At 71.1% G+C, this 18,751-nt stretch carries 16 protein-coding genes and 2 pseudogenes; 9 read left to right on the top strand and 9 right to left on the bottom strand.

What is annotated here, in order from left to right:
* Positions 1–114: 114 nt before the first annotated feature.
* The 5 genes and pseudogenes from ACZ4VK_RS13385 to ACZ4VK_RS13365 form a co-directional block, all read right to left on the bottom strand.
* Positions 115–198, bottom strand: a complete 84-nt coding sequence (locus ACZ4VK_RS13385) for a putative leader peptide (protein WP_310591794.1) — start codon at positions 196–198, stop codon at positions 115–117.
* A gap of 144 nt (positions 199–342) precedes the next feature.
* The gene (locus ACZ4VK_RS13380; RefSeq protein WP_468351630.1) at positions 343–909 is read right to left on the bottom strand and encodes a GNAT family N-acetyltransferase; all 567 of its coding nucleotides are present in this window, start codon (positions 907–909) and stop codon (positions 343–345) included.
* Positions 910–988: 79 nt separating this feature from the next.
* Positions 989–1,210: pseudogene (locus ACZ4VK_RS13375) on the bottom strand (DsbA family protein); the annotation flags it as partial.
* 14 nt (positions 1,211–1,224) lie between these two features.
* Positions 1,225–2,814, bottom strand: coding sequence for an MFS transporter (locus ACZ4VK_RS13370; RefSeq protein ID WP_468351628.1), 1,590 nt, complete (start codon positions 2,812–2,814; stop codon positions 1,225–1,227).
* Positions 2,811–3,791 (bottom strand): zinc-binding dehydrogenase, encoded by a 981-nt coding sequence (locus tag ACZ4VK_RS13365; protein ID WP_468351626.1) that lies wholly within the window; start codon positions 3,789–3,791, stop codon positions 2,811–2,813. The genes ACZ4VK_RS13370 and ACZ4VK_RS13365 overlap by 4 nt, the downstream gene beginning before the upstream one ends.
* A gap of 82 nt (positions 3,792–3,873) precedes the next feature.
* On the opposite strand from ACZ4VK_RS13365, the gene ACZ4VK_RS13360 reads away from it, so the two are divergent.
* The 5 genes and pseudogenes from ACZ4VK_RS13360 to ACZ4VK_RS13340 all read left to right on the top strand — a co-directional run bounded on the left by ACZ4VK_RS13360 (position 3,874) and on the right by ACZ4VK_RS13340 (position 7,458).
* Positions 3,874–4,515, top strand: coding sequence for a TetR/AcrR family transcriptional regulator (locus ACZ4VK_RS13360; RefSeq protein WP_468351624.1), 642 nt, complete (start codon positions 3,874–3,876; stop codon positions 4,513–4,515).
* Between the two features lie 133 nt (positions 4,516–4,648).
* Positions 4,649–5,032: pseudogene (locus ACZ4VK_RS13355) on the top strand (DegT/DnrJ/EryC1/StrS family aminotransferase); the annotation flags it as partial.
* Complete coding sequence (locus tag ACZ4VK_RS13350) at positions 5,029–6,093, top strand: glucose-1-phosphate thymidylyltransferase (RefSeq protein WP_468351622.1); 1,065 nt, start codon at positions 5,029–5,031, stop codon at positions 6,091–6,093. The pseudogene ACZ4VK_RS13355 and the gene ACZ4VK_RS13350, both read left to right, overlap by 4 nt.
* Positions 6,090–7,091: a dTDP-glucose 4,6-dehydratase gene (gene rfbB, locus ACZ4VK_RS13345; RefSeq protein WP_468351620.1), complete on the top strand. Its 1,002-nt coding sequence runs from the start codon at positions 6,090–6,092 to the stop codon at positions 7,089–7,091. The genes ACZ4VK_RS13350 and rfbB overlap by 4 nt, the downstream gene beginning before the upstream one ends.
* 52 nt (positions 7,092–7,143) lie before the next feature.
* Positions 7,144–7,458, top strand: coding sequence for a beta-ketoacyl synthase N-terminal-like domain-containing protein (locus ACZ4VK_RS13340; RefSeq protein WP_468352056.1), 315 nt, complete (start codon positions 7,144–7,146; stop codon positions 7,456–7,458).
* A 66-nt stretch (positions 7,459–7,524) separates the two neighbouring features.
* On the opposite strand, the gene ACZ4VK_RS13335 is transcribed toward ACZ4VK_RS13340, so the two are convergent.
* Both ACZ4VK_RS13335 and ACZ4VK_RS13330 read right to left on the bottom strand, forming a co-directional pair.
* Positions 7,525–8,835, bottom strand: coding sequence for a GAF domain-containing protein (locus tag ACZ4VK_RS13335; RefSeq protein WP_468351618.1), 1,311 nt, complete (start codon positions 8,833–8,835; stop codon positions 7,525–7,527).
* A 469-nt stretch (positions 8,836–9,304) separates the two neighbouring features.
* Positions 9,305–10,942, bottom strand: a complete 1,638-nt coding sequence (locus tag ACZ4VK_RS13330) for an acyl-CoA dehydrogenase family protein (RefSeq protein ID WP_468351616.1) — start codon at positions 10,940–10,942, stop codon at positions 9,305–9,307.
* A 17-nt stretch (positions 10,943–10,959) separates the two neighbouring features.
* Between ACZ4VK_RS13330 and ACZ4VK_RS13325 the strand changes: the two genes are divergently transcribed.
* Complete coding sequence (locus ACZ4VK_RS13325; protein WP_468351614.1) at positions 10,960–12,084, top strand: YihY/virulence factor BrkB family protein; 1,125 nt, start codon at positions 10,960–10,962, stop codon at positions 12,082–12,084.
* Between the two features lie 269 nt (positions 12,085–12,353).
* On the opposite strand, the gene ACZ4VK_RS13320 is transcribed toward ACZ4VK_RS13325, so the two are convergent.
* Positions 12,354–13,796 (bottom strand): endo-1,4-beta-xylanase, encoded by a 1,443-nt coding sequence (locus ACZ4VK_RS13320; RefSeq protein WP_468351612.1) that lies wholly within the window; start codon positions 13,794–13,796, stop codon positions 12,354–12,356.
* A 557-nt stretch (positions 13,797–14,353) separates the two neighbouring features.
* Positions 14,354–15,367, bottom strand: coding sequence for a LacI family DNA-binding transcriptional regulator (locus ACZ4VK_RS13315; protein WP_468351610.1), 1,014 nt, complete (start codon positions 15,365–15,367; stop codon positions 14,354–14,356).
* 231 nt (positions 15,368–15,598) lie between these two features.
* On the opposite strand from ACZ4VK_RS13315, the gene ACZ4VK_RS13310 reads away from it, so the two are divergent.
* The 3 genes from ACZ4VK_RS13310 (at position 15,599) to ACZ4VK_RS13300 (ending at position 18,724) form a co-directional block, all read left to right on the top strand.
* Positions 15,599–16,891, top strand: a complete 1,293-nt coding sequence (locus tag ACZ4VK_RS13310; RefSeq protein WP_468351608.1) for an extracellular solute-binding protein — start codon at positions 15,599–15,601, stop codon at positions 16,889–16,891.
* 100 nt (positions 16,892–16,991) lie between these two features.
* Positions 16,992–17,897: a carbohydrate ABC transporter permease gene (locus tag ACZ4VK_RS13305; protein WP_468352054.1), complete on the top strand. Its 906-nt coding sequence runs from the start codon at positions 16,992–16,994 to the stop codon at positions 17,895–17,897.
* Positions 17,894–18,724: a carbohydrate ABC transporter permease gene (locus tag ACZ4VK_RS13300; RefSeq protein WP_468351605.1), complete on the top strand. Its 831-nt coding sequence runs from the start codon at positions 17,894–17,896 to the stop codon at positions 18,722–18,724. The genes ACZ4VK_RS13305 and ACZ4VK_RS13300 overlap by 4 nt, the downstream gene beginning before the upstream one ends.
* Positions 18,725–18,751: the final 27 nt, after the last annotated feature.

Here is an 18,751-nt window from a genome sequence, read left to right as displayed (position 1 = left end):
CGAGAGGGCGGCTCTGACCTGCACACTGGCGCTCAGGTCAGAGGGTGGCGCGTCAGTGCGCAGCAGGGCGGGGCAGAGTCGTGCTGAAATGTGATCGCGGCGGTGCTGGTTCTCTCAGCGCGCCGGACAGATGGCGCTGGACATGCGGCCGAGGTCGACGTGCCGCCGACTCACCAAGGCAATTCCAGTTCCAGACATGACGGAAGCGTGTCACGGGACTTTGGACCCAGTCCAGCATCGTCCAGAATGCGGACATAGTCGTCTCGCTTTGCGAGACGGTGTGGTGCGGGTCACGCAAAAGGGGCCCTGATCAGGGCCCCTTCACGGTTCTTTGTCGTCGGCTCAGTGGGCGCCGGGCCACGGGCCGGGGGCCTCGGTCTCCTCGACCTCCTCCACCTTCGTGTCGAAGAGCCGGAAGCCCCGCCGCTCGTAGTTGGCCATCGCGTGCGGACCGTCGAGGGAGCAGGTGTGCAGCCACACCCGCTTCGTCGCCTCCCGCTCCGGCCAGCGCTCGGCCAGGTCCCAGGCGCGGGCCACCCCGTACGAGAGGAGGTGGCCGCCGATCCGGCGCCCCCGGAACGCCGGGATCAGGCCGAAGTAGACGATCTCCACGGCACCGTCGTCCTGCGGGTCCAACTCCACGTACCCCGCCGGCGTCCCCTTGTCGTACGCCACCCAGATCTCGGCGCCCGGCTTCTCGACGATCTCCTGCCACTGCTTGTAGGTCAGCGACAGCCGGTCGGCCCAGCGGATGTCGCCGCCGACCGCCGTATAGAGGAAGCGGCTGAACTCCGGTGAGGGGACCTCGGCCCGCGCGATCGTGATCTCGCCACCCTCGGGGGCGGGGGAGGGGCGGAGATCGGACGGCGAGGTCTGCTCGAGGGACCAGGTGGTGAGTGTGATGCGCATGGAGCCATCGCATCACGAGCCCGTGCGGCGCGGCGACCGGGGTCACGGTGAGCCGCAGTCCCTCGGCCTCGCCGAGTGCCTGGATGTGGCGCACCCGCGCGGCGGCCCGCTCGGGAGTGCTCTGGTACTGGGCGATGACCTCGGCCGCCGTCGGACCCGCCGTCGGGCTGCCCTCCGGATCGAGCTCGAAGCTGCGCCAGACGACGTCCACGTCCTCGCGTCCGGCGAGCGCGGTCGCCAGTCTCCTCTTCCCGATGTAGCACCAGGGGCACAGGATGTCGAAGTACACCTCGACCCGCATGAGCAGGTCTCCTTTCAGTCGGCGACCGGAGCGGGAGCGGCGGCTCGGTCGTCGGGGGACGTCCGGTCCTTCTCCTCCTTCTCCGCCGGCTCCCCGCCGCGCCGCCGCAGCGTGAGCGTGAGCGCGGAGAGGGCAAGGAGCAGCGGGATCAGGATGAGTGCGTGCACGTGCAGGCTGTGGGTGAACCCGGCGCGGGCCGTGTCGGCCAGCGCGGTGCCCAGTGCCCCGGGGAGCTGTCGAGCGGCCTCCAGGGCCGCGGGCAGCGTCTCGCCGACGGGGCCGGCCAGCTCCGTCGGCAGGCCCCGGGGCAGATGGTCGGCCAGGTAGCCGCCGTAGACGGCGGTGGCGACGCTGCCCAGGGTGGCGATGCCCAGCGCGCCGCCGAGTTCCGCGCCCGTCTCGGAGATGGCCGAGGCGGCGCCGGCCCGTTCGGCCGGTGCGGAGCCCACGACCAGGCCGGTGCCCAGGGCCATGAACGGCGTGAGTCCGGCGAAGAGCAGCAGCGAGCCGGCCACCACGAAGCCGGGACCGCCGTCGACCTGGGTGAGCATGACCGGCCCGAGGACGGCGAAGGCGGCGCCCGCGCTCATCAGCACGGCGGGCTGGAAACGGGCGGCGAGACCGGAGGCCCACAGGGCCACCACCGTGCCGCCCACGGCGGTCGGCAGCTGCCACAGGCCCGCCTCCAGCGGCTCGAAGCCCAGCACCAGTTGCAGGTACTGCGAGGTGAGGAGGCTCGTCCCGAAGAGGAGCATCCCGACCACGATCATTCCTCCGGCCGAGACCGCGAACGCGGGGACCCGGAAGAGGGACAGGTCGAGCAGCGGGGTGTCGAGCCGCCGCTGGCGCCGTACGAAGACCGCGCCGATGACCAGACCGGCGGCGATGAAGCCCAGCGAGGAGACACCGACGCCGTCCGCGGCGAGGCTCTTGATCCCGTACACGATCACGAGCGGGGCCGTCAGGGACATCGCGACGCTGACGAGGTCGAGCCGCCCGGACCCGGCCGAGCGGAACTCCGGTACCAGGAACGGGACGGTGAGGAGCAGGACCAGCATGGTCGGTACGGCGACCAGGAAGACCGAACCCCACCAGAAGTACTGCAGGAGGACACCGCCGACGAGCGGACCGAGCGCCCCGCCGCCCATGAAGCTCATCATCCAGATGGTGATGGCGAGGGTCCGCTGCCCGGGATCGCGGAAGCGGTCGCGGATCACGGAGAGCGAGGAGGGCGCGAGGGAGGCCGCGGCGACGCCCTGGATCGCCCGTGCGGTGATGAGCATGCCGGCGCTGTCCGCGTACGCGGCGAAGACCGAGGCGCCGGTGAACGCGACCGCCCCGGCGAGGAGGATCCGGCGGTGCCCGATCCGGTCGCCGAGCGTGCCCATGGTGATCAGGGCGCCGGCGACCATGAAGCCGTAGATGTCCGTGATCCACAGCAGTTGGGGGCCGCTGGGGTCCAGGTCCCGGCTGAGTGTCGGGAGCGCCAGGTAGAGCACCGACATGTTCATCATGACGAGGACGGCCGGAACCCCGAGGACCGCGAGCGCGGTCCATTCCTTCGCGCCGGCCCGCTCCGGCGGGACGCGGGGCGCGGCGCTCATCGGCCGGAGTCCGGGTCGCCGACGGCGAGCAGGGTCTTGCCGACGGTGGCCCGTGCCTCGATGGCGGCGTGTGCCTCGGCCGCGGAGGCGAGCGGGAAGATCTGGCCGACGACCGGCCGCAGCACGCCGTCCGCCGCCAGCCGCAGGGCCTCACCGATGTAGGCGCGGGTCTCGGCGGGGCCCGGTGCGGCGAAGAGCCCGAGGGTACGGATCCGCCGGGCGGCGAGGTCGTCCTCCTCGAGCTCGGCGTCCGCGCCGCTCGCCATGCCGTAGAGGCTGATGCGTCCCCCGGCGCCCAGGGCGCCCGCCGCCGCGGTGCCGATCGCGCCGCCCACTCCGTCGAAGACGACGTCGAGGTCGCCGCCGGCCGCGTCCCGGACCCGGCGGAGCCACTGCTCCCGCGAGTAGTCGACGTAGGCGGCGCCGAGCGAGACGACCAGCTCGGCCTTGCGTTCGCCGCGCGCGGCTCCGATGACACGGGCGCCGGCGTGTACGGCCAGCTGCACGAGGAGGCTGCCGACACCGCCGGCCGCGGCCTCCACGAGGACCTTCTCGCCCGGCTTGACCTCCGCCTGCCGGAACAGCAGGAGCGCCGTGCGGCCGTCGGCCAGCAGCGCGACCGCGTCCTTGAGGTCGAGGCCGGGCGGAACAGGCACCACCTCGTCGGCCCGGGCGAGAGCGCGTTCGGCGTAGCCGCCCTCGCCGCCGGTCGTGGTGACCACGGTCGTACCGACCAGGGCGGGGTCCGTGCCCGGTCCGACGGCGACGACGCGGCCGCCCACGCCGTTGCCCGGCACGCGGGGGAGAGGGGGACGGCCGAAGGGGCCGTTGCCCGAGCGCACCTGCGTCTCGACGAAGGTGACGCTCGCGTACGCCACGTCGACAAGTAACTGACCAGGTCCCGGCACCGGATCCTCGACACGTCGAGCCCGCAGGACCTCCGGTCCTCCGAACTCCTCCATCACTACGGACAGCACGGCGCCCCTCCAAACGGATGGCTTCACTTCGTTTGGAATGTATAACGGAGCGATTCGCTTCGCAAGTGGCTACAGTGGGCGCATGGCCCGACGAGCACCCCGGTACGCAGAAGCCGAACGCAACGACCGCGCCCTCCTGGAGGCCGCCAAGAAGGTTCTCGCCGTTGACGGCGCCCATACGTCCGTGGCGGCGATCGCCGCCCGCGCGGGTGTCGGCATCGCCAGCCTCTACCGGCGGTACCGCACCAAGGAGGAGCTGTTCCAGCACCTGTGCGCGCTGTCGCTCGGACAGTGGATCCAGGCGGCGGAGGAGGGGCTCGCCCAGGACGACCCCTGGGAGGGGCTCGTCCACTACGTCACCGCCGCCATCGAGTTCAGCGGCGGCGCGCTCGGGCCGCTGGCCGGCACGATCCGGGTCACCGACGAGATGGCCGAGAAGTTCACCAGGTCCGACGAGCTGACGCGGGCGCTGGTGGCGCGGGCCCACGAGGCGGGGGTGCTGCGGGCGGACGCCACGACCGTGGACATCTCCCTGCTCATCGAGCAGCTCGGGAAGTCCTCGCTGGTCGAGCAGTTCGAGGGGCAGGGCAGGACAGACCTCGCGGGGGCGGCGAGCAACGCCCGTCACCGCGTCATCGCCATCGCCCTCGACGGGCTGCGGGCCGGCCACGACCCGCTGCCGGGCACCCCGCCCGGCCCCGACCTCCTCGCCGAACGCTGGTAGGGCGACGGCGGGGGCCGGGCCGCCGGGCGACGCCCGGCGGAGCCTCGCCGCGGCCCGCCGACGACCGCACCAGCGGCCGGTCCCCTTCCGGACCACCACTCGCAGAAGGGTCACCATGACCACCTACGTCAGCTACGTCGAGGGACGCCGCGCGGTCGCCCGCCGCTACGAGGAGGGCCTGGCGGACCTCGTCGGACGGGGCGAGCTCCGGCTTCCCCGCGTCAACGACGGCAACGACCACGTCCCCTACGTCTACGTGGTCCGCCACCCCCGCCGCGACGAGATCATCGAGCGGCTGAAGGGCTACGGCATCTCGCTGAACATCAGCTACCCCTGGCCGGTGCACACGATGAGCGGCTTCCGGCACCTCGGGTACGGCGAGGGCTCGCTGCCCGTGACCGAGCGGCTGGCCGGCGAGATCTTCTCCCTCCCGATGTACCCCTCGCTCTCCGAGGACGTCCAGGACAAGGTGATCTCCGCCCTGCGGGAGGTTCTCACCGAGGGGATCCGGTCATGAAGGCCCTGGTGCTGTCCGGCGGAGCGGGCACCCGTCTGCGCCCCTTCAGCTACTCGATGCCCAAGCAGCTCATCCCCATCGCCAACAAGCCCGTGCTCCAGCACGTCCTCGAGAACGTCCGGGCGGTGGGCGTCACCGAGGTCGGCGTCATCGTCGGCGACTGGGCCGAGGAGATCGCCCACGTCATCGGCGACGGGGCCCACCTGGGACTGCGCGTCACCCTGATCCCCCAGGAGAAGCCGCTCGGCCTCGCCCACTGTGTGGCCCTCGCCCGGCCCTTCCTCGGCGACGACGACTTCGTGATGTACCTCGGCGACAACATGCTCCCCGGCGGCATCGCCGGCATCGCCGCCGACTTCGCCGTCGACCGGCCCGACGCCCAGGTCGTCGTCCACAAGGTGCGCGATCCCCGTGCGTTCGGGGTGGCCGAACTCGCCCCCGACGGCAGTGTGCTGCGGCTCGTGGAGAAGCCCGAACACCCCCGGAGCGACCTGGCGCTCATCGGTGTGTACTTCTTCACCGCCGCCATCCACGACGCCGTCGCCGCCATCGAACCCGGAGCGCGCGGCGAACTGGAGATCACCGACGCCGTCCAGTGGCTCGTCACCCACGGCTCCCGCGTCACCGCGAGCGAGTACGACGGTTACTGGAAGGACACCGGACGGGCCGAGGAGGTCCTCGCCTGCAACCGGGCGATGCTCGGCGAACAGACCACGCGGATCGACGGCGAGGTCGACGCGGCCAGCGTGGTGACCGGCCGCGTCGTGATCGAGGCCGGCGCCCGTCTGGTGGGCTCCACCGTCACCGGGCCGGCCGTCATCGGAGCCGGCACCGAGATCGCGAACAGCACGGTGGGACCCCACACCTCGATCGGCCGCGACTGCCGGCTGCGCGACACGACCCTCACCGACTCCATCGTCATGGACGGCGCCTCCATCACCGCGGTGACCGGTCTGCGCGGCTCGCTGATCGGCCGTAACGCCGTCATCGGAACGGGAGCCGAGGGTGACGGCCACCGCCTCGTGATCGGCGACCACACCCACATCGAGGTGGCGGCATGAGACTGCTCGTCACCGGCGGCGCCGGCTTCATCGGCAGCCACTACGTGCGCACCATGCTGGCGGGAGGCTACCCCGGCTACGAGGACGCGCGGATCACCGTCGTCGACAAACTCAGCTACGCCGGCAACCGGGAGAACCTCCCGGCCGACCATCCCCGCCTGGACTTCGTCCACGGCGACGTCTGCGATCTCCCCCTCCTGCTCGACGTGTTCCCCGGCCACGACGCACTGGTCCACTTCGCGGCCGAGTCCCACGTCGACCGCTCGGTGGAGTCCGCGGCCGAGTTCGTCCGCACCAACGTGGGCGGCACCCAGACGGTCCTCGACGCCTGCGTGGAGACCGGAGTCGAGCGGGTCGTCCACGTCTCGACCGACGAGGTGTACGGATCGATCGAGACGGGCTCCTGGACGGAGAGCCGGCCCCTGCTGCCCAACTCCCCGTACGCCGCCTCGAAGGCGGGGGCCGACCTGGTGGCCCGCTCCTACTGGCGCACCCACCGGCTCGGCGTCTCCATCACCCGCTGCTCGAACAACTACGGCCCCTACCAGCACCCCGAGAAACTCGTCCCGCTGTTCGTCACCAACCTCCTGGAGGGCGTCCCCCTGCCGCTCTACGGGGACGGCCGCAACATCCGCGAATGGCTGCACGTCGACGACCACTGCCGGGCGGTGCAGCTCGTCCTCGCCCACGGCGGCGCGGGCGAGATCTACAACGTCGGCGGCGGCAACGAGACCACCAATCTGGACCTCACCCGGCGGCTCCTCGAACTGTGCGGCGCCGACGAGTCCATGATCCGGCGGGTCGCCGACCGCAAGGGCCACGACCTGCGCTACGCCCTGGACGACAGCAAGATCCGCGAACAGCTCGGCTACGAGCCCCTCGTCCCCTTCGACGAGGGCCTGGAGGCCACGGTCACCTGGTACCGCGAGAACCCGCAGTGGTGGAAGCGGGTGAAACACCGCGAGCGGACCGGCCCCGGCCCGGTGGACGGCCCGTGACCGGCCGTGCGGACACCACGCACCGGACGCCAGGGCCCCGGCCCGGCACAAGCTGCGCGGCCCCGGAGCCGCGCTGGTCGCCGAACAGGCGGGCGGCCTGGACGCGCTGGGCCACGCCCGGAGGTCCCGCCGGCTCGGCACCCCGCTCGTCGTCACCGGCGGCGTCGGCTCGGCCCTCGACCCCTGGGGCTGGGCCGCGCACCTGTCCGGCGGGCTGGTCAGCGACAGCGACGACCCGGACCGGGCCTACCTGCCCTTCGACACCCGGGCCGGCGGCCGGTCCGCTGGACGTGGCCGGGGTCTTGGGCGAGATGGTCGCCTTTCACGGCCGCCTCCCGGACTGCCACGCGTGACAGCGCCACCTTGACGCCCGCCCGAAGGCCCGGTCACACGACCGGGCCTTCAGGCGCGTGTGCCCCGCCGTTGGGAGACCCTACGAGCCCTGCGCGGGCGGGCCCGGCCGGGCCGACCGTACCGCCGGTGCCAGGGAGTGGGGCAGCAGGTCCGCCGGCAGTTCCGGGCGCAGGACCTCCACCGCGACCTCCTCCCGGAAGCGGTACGGGCGGTGCGCCAGGACACCGGCCAGGTTCCGGCGTACCCGGGACATCTCCGCCCGTACGGTCACCGTGCGCGTACGGTCACCGAACACGTCCTCCGCCAGCTCCGCCGCCGTCCGCCCGTCCGGGTGCGCCGCGAGCACATAGAGGAGCTCCGCGTGGCGGGGGCTCAGCTCCTGCTGCCAACTGCCCGCCGCCCCCGAGACGGACACCGTCCAGCGGCGCGGCCGGCGCAGATCGAGGACCACCCGGCTCGCCGCCTCCGCCCCCGGCTCCGTGGCCCGCGTCTCCTCCTCGACCCGCAGCAGCCAGCCCCCCGGCAGCGGCTCCACCGCGCACACCCCGAGCGAGGGCAGCCACAGCCGGCCGGAACGGAACGACTTCGGCAGCGGGATCCGGTCCACGGGCGCGAGCCCGGTCACCGCCGCCGTCCAGCCGTGGGTGTCCACCGCGACGGCCCGCCCGCCCACCCGGCACAGGATCGGCGCGGCCACCGCCCGCAGCCGCTCGACCGACCTCCGGTGCCGCTCCCGCATCTCGGCCTCGGCGAGCTGCGCCACCGAGTCGACCAGGGCCAGCATCGCCGGATGGAAGGTGGACGCGGGGCCGCTCACGTCCACGATGCCGAGCAGCCGGCGGTCGCGCGGGTCGTGCACGGGAGCGGCGGCGCAGGTCCAGTTGTGGAGGGTGTGGACGTAGTGCTCGGCGGAGTGCACCTGCACCGCCCGGCCCATGGCGAGGGCCGTGCCGACCGCGTTGGTGCCGGTGGTGTGCTCGGTCCAGGCCGCGCCCTCCTCCAGACAGATGCCGTTGGCCTGCCGCATCACCGCCGTGTTCCCCTGCCGCCACAGCACGCGGCCGTGCTCGTCGGTGACGACCATGATCTGGAGCGAGGTGTCGGCGATGCCGGCGAGTCCGCCGCTCAGCGTCTGCATGACCTCCGAGAGGAGCGTCGACCGCCGCCGCTCCTCCAGTTCGTCCCGCTGGAGCAGCACACTGTTCGTGCCCTGGTCGGGGTCGAGCCCGAGCCGGGCCATCCGCTGCCAGGAGGCGTCGATCACCGGACGGGGCGCGATCGGGGGCGTACGGCCGGCCAGGATCGCCTCGCGCACCCGGTGGAGCAGCCGGGTGGCCTGGGCGGCGTCCATGGCGGCGAGGCGCTTCATGTCGAGCTGCGTGTTGTTCATCGGTCTCTCCCAGCCACCCGGGTGCTGTATCGGTTCTGCACAGGGCAGATGTCCGGAGTGTCGGTGCCCATCGTGCCGTTCGGGACCGCCCGGCGAGGCCCGGTTCGGGTAATCCTGCAACCCTTTGCAACTCTGGTCGGCCACCGGCCCCCTGGGCGAAGGTGGTGCGAGCGGTGGGTGGTGCCGTGTCGGCGCAGCACCACCCCCGCTCCTCCGCTGCGCGGCGACCCCCTGAGGCCCCCTGGTACGCGCGCGACGGCGCCCCGCCGCACGGCTTGGCAGCCTAGGGGGTACGAGGCGCCCCGGCTGTCGGTCTCGGGCGTCCGCAGGCCCGGCCGAAGCTTCCCGGCTTCCGGAGGGCTCCGCGTCGCGGTCGCCCGTCGCGGCCGTGACGCCGGCGACGACGACCTCGGCGGGCCGGCTGCCCCCGGGCCAGCCCCCGAGCCAGCCCCCGGGCCCGGCCCCGCCCTCAGATCTCCACCCGCGCCCGCTCCACCACCGTCCGCAGGTCCAGGGTGTGCGGCAGTGTTCCGAAGGCCGCCCCGCCGTCCCCGCCAAGGCGCGCCGCGCAGAACGCGTCCGCGACCTCCGGCGGCGCCCACCGCACGAGCAGCGCGCCCTGCAGGACCAGCGCGAGCCGTTCCGTGAGCCGCCGCGCCCGCGCCTCGATGCCCTCCATGTCCGCCAGCTCCACCAGGAGTCCCCGGATCGCCCGGTCGAGCCGGTGGTCCGCGCCCCGAGCCGCCCCCACCTCGCGCAGGAACGCGTCGAGGGCGGCGGGCTCGGTCCGCAGCACCCGGACCAGGTCGAGCGCCTGGACGTTCCCCGAGCCCTCCCAGACAGAGTTGAGCGGAGACTCCCGCAGCAGCCGGGGCATCCCCGACTCCTCCACGTACCCGTTGCCGCCCAGGCACTCCAGCGCCTCCGCCACCATCGGCGTGCACCGCTTCGTCACCCAGTACTTCGCCGCCGGAACGGCGATACGGAGCAGGGCCCGCTCCTCCGGTGTGTCGGCGTCGCAGGCCGCCGCGAGCCGCATCCCCAGGACCGTCGCCGCCTCCGACTCCAGTGCGAGATCGGCCAGCACGTTCCGCATCAGCGGCTTCTCGATGAGCAGCCCGCCGAAGGCCCTGCGGTACGCGCAGTGGTGCACGGCCTGTGCCACCGCCTGCCGCATCAGCGCGGCGGAGCCGAGGACGCAGTCCAGCCGGGTCGCCGCCACCATGCCCATGATCGAGCGCAGCCCCCGCCCCTCCTCGCCGACCCGGCGCGCCCAGGTCGTCCCGTCGAACTCCACCTCGGCGGAGGCGTTCGAACGGTTGCCCAGTTTGTCCTTGAGGCGCTGGAGCGCGAACGCGTTCCGCGAGCCGTCCGCGAGCACCCGCGGCACCAGGAAGCAGGTGAGACCCCCCGGGGCCTGCGCCAGGACGAGGAAGGCGTCGGACATCGGCGCCGAGCAGAACCACTTGTGCCCGGTGAGGACGTACTCCCCTTCGGCCGCGAGCGGGCGCGCCTCCGTCGTGTTCGTCCGGACGTCGCTGCCGCCCTGCTTCTCCGTCATGCCCATCCCGAGCAGGACCCCGGCCTTCTCGGCGACCGGACGGAGCCCCCACTCGTACACATGGGAGGTCGCCGCGGGCTCCCAGACCTCCGCGAGCTCCGGCTCGGCGCGCAGCGCGGGCACCGCGGCGTGCGTCATCGACAGCGGGCAGCCGTGCCCCGCCTCCACCTGGGACACCACGAAGAACCCGGCGGCCCGTCGCACATGTCCACCCGGACGGCCCCACGCGTCGGTGAGCCCCGCACCCACCGACTTGCCGAGGAGCCGGTGCCAGGCCGGATCGAACTCGACCTCGTCGATCCGGTGGCCGTACCGGTCGTGGGTGAGGAGCCGCGGCGGGTTCGCGTTCGCCCGCTCGCCCCACTTCGCCATCTGCCCCGAACCGGCCGCCTTGCCGAGGACACCGAGGTCGCCGCGGGCCTCGTCGAGGAGCTCCGGCGCGAGATGCCGCTCGACCGCCTCCGCCAGCACCCGGTCGCTGTCGAAGACGTCATGCCCGACCAGGGGCGGAGCCTGGTTGGTCACGGTGTGGGTGGTCGCTGTCATGCCGATACGGTAAGCAGGTGCAGGCAGCAAGCGAAACACCCGAACGGCCCGAGCGGCGGCCCTGGAGCAGGCTCCACCGTGCGCGCGTCCTCTACCGCAACGTCTCGAAGCGGAAGATGGTCTGGCTGCTCCTCAAGGACACCGTCAACTCGTGCATCGAGTACCGGATCCTCGGCCTCGCCGCCGAGGCCGCGTTCTTCACCCTGCTGTCCCTGCCGCCGCTGCTCCTCGGTCTGATCGCCCTCCTCGGCTACGCCGACGACTGGACGAACACGGACACCGTCGCGAGCATCCAGGAGAACATCCTCCGCGCCGCCGGAACGGTCCTCTCCGACCGGGGCGTCGACGACATCGCGAAACCGATCCTGGACGACGTGACCCAGGGCAAACGCGCCGACCTGATCTCCCTCGGCTTCGCCATCGCCCTCTGGTCCGGCTCGCGCGCCGTGAACGTCTTCATCGACACCATCACCGTCATGTACGGCCTCGACGGCCACCGCGGCATCGTGAAGACCCGGCTCCTCGCCTTCCTGCTCTACCTCGTGGCCCTCCTCATCGGAGCCGTCGTGCTGCCCCTCGCGGTCGTCGGCCCCGACCGGGTCGTCGAGCTCGTCCCCTTCGGCACGGAGGTCGTCGCCGTCCTCTACTGGCCGGCCGTCATCCTGCTCTCCATCGCCTTCCTCACCACGCTCTACCACGTGTCCGTGCCCGTCAGATCGCCGTGGATCGAGGACATCCCCGGCGCCCTCGTCGCACTCGGCATGTGGGTCCTCGGCAGCTTCCTGCTGCGCATCTACCTCACCAGCCAGGTCGAGGGCCCGACGATCTACGGCTCCCTCGCGGCCCCCATCGCCGTCCTCCTCTGGATCGGCATCTCGGCCTTCGCCGTCCTGGTCGGCGCCGCCGTGAACGCCGCCATCGACCGCGTGTGGCCCTCCGTCGCCACGGCCGCGGCCCGCGAGGCCAACGAACGGGCCCGCGCCGTCCAGGCCGCGGAGCTCGTGGCACGCGTGCGGGCCGAGGAGGAGGACGTCGACGAGGACGACCCCGACATGCCCTCCGAGTTCCCCGAACGCTGGTCCAGGTTCCTGCCCCCGGACGACGTCAAGGCCCGCCTCCACTCGGGCTGGGAGAAGGACTGAGCCATACGGCGGAGGCGGTGTCCCGCGCCGTGGGGATGACGACAATTTCCGGCTGTCACACCGGTGGCGCGCCTTTCCCCGCGTGGAAGAGCGCGCGAGTGCCGTCCGGAATGGGGGCGGGAGTTTCCGTCCCTTCGCTTGCGCCGGGCATCGGAATTTCACCGGCACCGGCGACATCGGGGCGGATCCGACTCGTGTTTCATCCGGCCTCGAACGGCCTCTGCGAAGATGACGACGGCGGCCGTTCTCACGGCCGCCGTCGCCGCGGGTCAGGTGCGGGTCCAGTGCTGGTTGGCGCCGTTCCAGCAGGAGTAGAGCTGGATCAGGGTGCCGTTCGCGGTGCCGTTGCCCGCGGCGTCGAGGCAGAGGCCGGACTGGACGCCGACGATGGATCCGTCGGAGTTGAGGCGCCACTTCTGGTTGTCGCCACCCCAGCAGCTGTAGATCTGCACCTTGGCGCCGTTGGCGGTGCCGGCGGCGTCCAGGCACTTGTCGCCGTAGACCCTGAGCTCACCCGCGGCGGTGTGGGTCCACTGCTGGTTGGTGCGGTTGTTGCAGTCCCACAGCTGGAGCTGGGTGCCGTCGGTGGTGCTGGAGCTCGGCACGTCCAGGCAGCGGCCCGAGGCGACGCCCTTGATCTGTCCGGCACCGGAGGACGGGGGCGGGGTGGGCGTGGGGGAGACGGCGTTGAGCGCGTTGAGGACGGAGGTGTAGGCGGGCTTCTTGCTGCCGTCGCCGTTGAACAGCAGCGGTGTGTGCTCCGCTCGCCAGGAGTCCGTGTCGCGCACACCCCAGACGGTGATGCCGACGCAGCGCGGGACGGCCAGGCAGTCGTTGGTCACGTTGGCGTAGGTCGTGCCCGAGGCGCCCTGGATGTCGAGTTCGGTGATGGCCACGTCGACGCCGAGGGCGGCGAAGTTCTGCAGGGTGGTGCGGAAGTTGCTGTTGTACGGGCTGTCGTTGTTGAAGTGCGACTGGAAGCCGACGCAGTCGATGGGCACGCCGCGCTGCTTGAAGTCCCGGACCATGGCGTACATGGCCTGGGTCTTGGCCCAGGTCCAGTTCTCGACGTTGTAGTCGTTGTAGCAGAGCTTGGCGGCCGGGTCGGCGGCGCGTGCGGCGCGGAAGGCGACCTCGATCCAGTCGTTGCCGGTGCGCTGCAGGTTGGAGTCGCGCCGGGCCCCCGAGGTGCCGTCGACGAAGGCCTCGTTCACGACGTCCCACTGGACGATCTTGCCCTTGTAGTGGGCCATCACGCCGTTGATGTGGTTGATCATCGCCTGGCGCAGCGCGCTGCCGCTGAGGCTCTGCATCCAGCCGGGCTGCTGGGAGTGCCAGGCCAGGGTGTGGCCGCGCACCTGCTTGCCGTTCTGCACCGCCCAGTTGTAGACGCGGTCACCGGCGGCGAAGTTGAACTGCCCCTGCTGGGGTTCGGTGGCGTCGATCTTCATCTCGTTCTCGGCCGTCACCGAGTTGAACTCGCGGTTCGCGATCGTCGTGTACGCCGAGTCGCCCAGCCGGCCCGAGGCGATGGCGGTGCCGAAGTAGCGGCCGCTCTGCGCCGCCGCGCTGCCGAGCGTGTTCTCGGCGGCGTGTGAGGTCAGCGGCGCCACGAGCACGGTGGCCGAACCGAGGACGCCGACGATCAGCGCCGCACACAGGCCGCCGATCTTCCGGCGGACGGTGGTTGGGGGAATGGCGCGTGAGCGCATGACTGAACCTCCAGGGGAGAAATCACGGAAGGATGTGAGCGCGGCGGAATGAATCCGCGTCGGCGGCGTCCGCGTCCATTGAGCGAAAGGGCGCGCACCATCAGGGCGTGATGTTTCGAGGACCGGCACCCGGCACTCGGGCAGAGGGGTGACGCCGCCTCGGGATTCAGTCTGGAAACACGGCAGATACATGTCAAGAGTTTCGAAAGGCTTTCGAGATTCATGCGCTCGGAGCGGACCGAATAGCGGGTTTATCGCACGCGTCTCTCACCGAAATAATTTCGATGAGCGGTCGGCCACCGGTCCTGCCGGCGTGGATACGTGAGGTCGAGCCACCTGCCGCGGGGTTCCCTCCAGCCAGTGCGGTTCCGACCACGGTCCCGCCGGGTCGGTCGCCGTGACGACGACATGGCCGGGGCCGTCCATCAGCGTGCAGACGAGAGGGAAGACCCCGTCATGGTGCCGGACCGTCGGCGCGAACAGGCCGCGCGAGGGCGCGGGTCGGGCCGGAACCCGGGGAGTACGGGATCACGCCACCGGCCGGTCAAGAGAGCCCCCTAGGGGCGGGGCGGGGCGGTGGAGAGCCGGACCTTGAGTTCGGTCGAGAGCTCCATCCGGGGGCTGACCAGGGGCTGGTCCTCCAGAAGCTGGAACAGGGTGCGGGCGGCGAGCCGGCCCATCTCCTCCAGCGGCTGACGCACCGTCGTCAGCGGAGGTGACAGCCAGTCGCACATCGGCAGGTCGTCGAAGCCGACCACGCTGAGGTCCCGCGGGATGCTCAGTCCGGCCTGCCGGGCGGCTTCGTAGACGCCCATCGCCTGCTGGTCGCTGCCGGCGAAGACGGCGGTCGGCGGCTCCGGCAGGGCGAGCAGTTCCTGGGCGCGCAGGAACCCGCCCTCGTGCTGGAAGTCGCCGAACCGGATGAGGTCGCGGTCCACCTCGATCCCGGCCCGCTCGAGCGCGGCCCGGTACCCGTCGATGCGGGCCTGGCTGCAGAGCATGTCCTTGCGCCCGCCGATCGCCGCGATCCGGCGGTGCCCCAGTTCGAGCAGGTGCTCGGTGGCGGCGAGGCCGCCCGCCCAGTTGGTCGCTCCGATGCTCGGCACACCGTTGCCCGGCAGGTCGATCGGGTCGATGACGACGAGCGCCACCCCCGCCCGCTCGACCTGGTCGCGCTGGGCCTGCGTGACCGAGGTGGTGACGAGGATGACGCCGTCGCTGTGGTGCAGGACCGGCAGTGCGGCCCAGCTCGACGGCGTGGCCTCGCCCGGCGGGACGAGCGACACGACGGTGCCGACGCTCCGCGGGGCGCACTCGGCCTCGACGCCGCGCAGTATCTCCACCGCCCACGCGCTGTCCAGGCCTCCGATGATCAGGTCGACGAGGCCCGATCTGCGCGCCCTGCCGTGCCTGCCCGGCTGGAGGTAGTTGTGCGACCGCAGCAGCCCCTCGATGCGTTCCCGCGTCGAGGGTGCGACATCGGAGCGGCCGTTGATCACCTTGGACACGGTGGCCTGCGAGACCCCCGCCTCCGCGGCGATGACGGCCAGGGTCGGACGCTGCTCGCTCAACTTCTCTCCTCTGCGCGGCCGCCGTCCGGCGACATGTATCGCAAACTTTCGAAGAGTTTCTGGTCGCCGTGATGCCCTTGTCAACCCTGTGAACAGCCGCTGTTCTCAAGTAAATCTGCAACAGGTCTTGACCGAGAAGCCTCCCGTTCCTAGTTTGTGGCAGCACAGAATTCGAGAGTATTTCGAAACATTTTCGGGCGCGAACCGGCATTCCCCACCCCCGGAGGTCCCATGGCCAGCACTCCCCCGAGCCGACGAAGCTTCCTGGCGCTCACGGGCTTGACCGCACTGTCCGTCTCCATGGCCACGGCCTGCGGAGTTGACGATTCCGGCGGCACGCCGACTGCTGACGGGAAGGTGACGTTCGCGTGGTGGAACATCGCCACGACGGAGCCGGGCAGGTCCCTCTTCCCGGAGATCTCCTCGGCGTTCATGTCCGCCCACCCGAACATCGTCATCAAGACGACCTCGTTGGAGAACGAGGCGTTCAAGTCCAAGCTGACCGCCACCACTTCTTCGGGAAAGCTCCCCGACGTCTTCCAGACCTGGGGCGGCGGTGTGCTCCAGCAGCAGGTCGACGCGGGTCTCGTCGAGGACCTCACCGAGGCGTTCGACTGGTCGTCCGACCTCACCCCGGTCTCCCTCGGCGCCTACCAGCTCGGGGGCCGGACGTACGGGGTGCCCTACGACATCGGCATGGTCGGCTTCTGGTACAACAAGAAGCTCTTCGCCAAGGCCGGGATCACCGCTCCGCCGGCCACCTGGGCCGAACTCCTCGAAGACGTCCGGAAGCTCAAGGCCGCGGGCGTCACGCCGATCGCCCTCGCGGGCAAGGAGAAGTGGCCGGGCCACTACTACTGGGCCTACCTCGCGATGCGCGTCGCCGGCCTCCCCGCGCTGCAGGAGGCCGCGACCACCAAGGACTTCACCGGCGACGGCTTCGTCCAGGCAGGCGCCCACCTCAAGGAGCTGGTCGACCTCCAGCCCTTCCAGACGGCCTTCCTCGGCGCCGGCTACGCCACCCCCGGCGGCCAGGCCGCGACCATGGGCAACGGCAAGGCCGCCATGGAGCTGATGGGCCAGTGGGCGCCGTCGGTGCAGAAGGACGCGGGCGCCGACCTCGGTGCGGACCTGGGCTTCTTCCCCTTCCCGACAGTGGACGGCGGCGCCGGCCGGGCCACCGAGGTGTTCGGCGGGGGCGGCGGCTTCGCCCTGCGCAAGGGCGCCCCCAAGGAGGCACTGGACTTCCTGAAGTTCTTCGTCCTGGAGAACCAGTCCAAGCTCCTTGCCTCCAACGGCTACCTGCCGGTGGTCAAGGGAGCGGAGAGAGAGCTCACCGACGCCAACAAGAAGGTGGTGGCCGACAGCCTGGTGAAGGCGACGGGCTTCCAGCTCTTCCTCGACCAGGCCTACCCGCCGGCGGTCGGCCAGGAGGTCAACGACAGCGTCGCCGACCTCATCGCGGGCAAGAAGACGCCCGAGCAGGTCACCGCGTCGATCACCGAGGCTGCGAAGGGTGCCTAACTCCGTGGCGACCCCGGCCAAGGGCCCGGCCGAAGGTCCGACCGAGGATCGGCCGGAGGACGCCGTCCCCGTGCGCCCGCCCGCTCCGGCCCGGTCGCTCCTGCGCGGGTGGGGCAGCTGGGCGTCGGTCGCCTGGTTCCTCGTCCCGGCCCTGGTCCTCTTCCTCGTCTTCGTCCTCGCCCCGATCGTCGTCGCCGTCTACACCGGCTTCTTCAAGTGGGGCGGGATCGGCCCCCTGGACGACTTCGTCGGCTTCGGGAACTACACCAGACTCTTCGACGACCAGGTCTTCCTCGGCGATCTGGGACGCGGGCTCTACCTGATCGTCCTGTCGGTCACGGTGCAGTTGCCGTTCGCGCTCTTCACCGCGGTCCTGCTCAACCAGCGGCTGCGCGGCCGGGCCGTCTACCGGATGCTGTTCTTCGCGCCGTACATCCTGTCCGAGGTCGTCACGGCGGTCCTCTTCACGATGATCTTCCTGCCGGGCGACGGCATGGCCGACCATCTCGTCGGCCTCCTCGGTCTCGAGGGCTTGCAGGGCAGGTGGCTCGCCGATCCCTCGACGGTCATGCCGACCCTGTTCGTGGTCATGATCTGGAAGTACTTCGGCTTCCACATGATGCTCTTCCTCGCCGGCCTGCAGAGCATCCCGGCCGAGGTCCTCGAGGCCGCCTCCATCGACGGCGCCGGCGCCTGGCAGCGCTTCCGGCACGTGACGCTGCCGCTGCTCGGCCCGACGATCAGGATCAGCGTCTTCCTTTCGGTCATCGGCTCCATCCAGCTCTTCGACCTCGTCTGGGTCATGACCGCGGGCGGACCCAACCACTCCTCCGAGACGATGGCGATCTCGATGTTCCAGTTCGGGTTCAAGCGGTACCAGGTCGGCTACGCCAGTGCGATCAGCGTGGTGCTGTTCATGATCAGCATGGTCTTCTCCCTCTTCTACCAGCGGTACGTGCTCCGCCGTGACCTGAGCGGGGCCGTCACCACAGGAGGTGGCCGATGAACGCCCGCGGGACGGCACGCGGAATCTCGCTGCACGCCGTGATCTGGCTGATCGGCGCGTTCGTCGTCGTGCCGCTGATCTACGCGGTGATCTCCGGGTTCAAGAGCACCGGCGAGCTGACGACCAACCCGTTCGGGCTGCCGCGGCAGTGGAAGACCGGCAACTACACCGGCATCCTCGGCGACGGGATGTTCTGGCGGCAGATCGCCAACAGCGCGGGCATCGCGATCGGCACGACCTTCTGCACGGTGGCGGCCGCCGCGATGGCGGCGTTCGTACTCGCCCGCTACGCCTTCCGGGGCAGGGAGTTGTTCTACACGCTGTTCACGATCGGGCTGATGTTCCCGTTCGCGGTGGCCGTCCTGCCGCTCTTCCTCATGCTGCGCACCTTCGACCTGCTCGACAATCCGCTCGGGGTGATCCTCCCGCAGGCGGCTTTCGGACTCCCCATGACGATCATCATCCTGCGCGGTTTCTTCCGGACCATTCCGGCGGAGATCGAGGAGGCCGCCATCGTGGACGGCTGCGGCAAGTTCCGCTTCTTCTGGAAGATCCTGCTGCCCATGGCGCGTCCGGCACTCGGAACGGTCTCGGTCCTGGCGATCGTCACGAGCTGGAACAACTTCTTCCTGCCGCTCCTTGTGTTCAACGACCCGAAATGGCAGACGATCCCGGTCGGTGTCCAGCAGTTCCAGGGCCAGTACTCGACCGACTACGCGCTCGTCCTCGCGTACATCGTGCTCGCCATGATCCCCGCCCTCGCCTTCTACGCCGTCGCCGAACGGCAGTTGATCGGCGGCCTCACCGCCGGCGCCACCAAGGGCTGACCCGTTCCGCGTGACCTCCCTTCCCGA

Source organism: Streptomyces sp. NPDC028711 (assembly GCF_055565415.1).
Note: the sequence above shows the minus strand (reverse complement) of the source record. Positions and strands in the feature narration are given on the sequence as shown.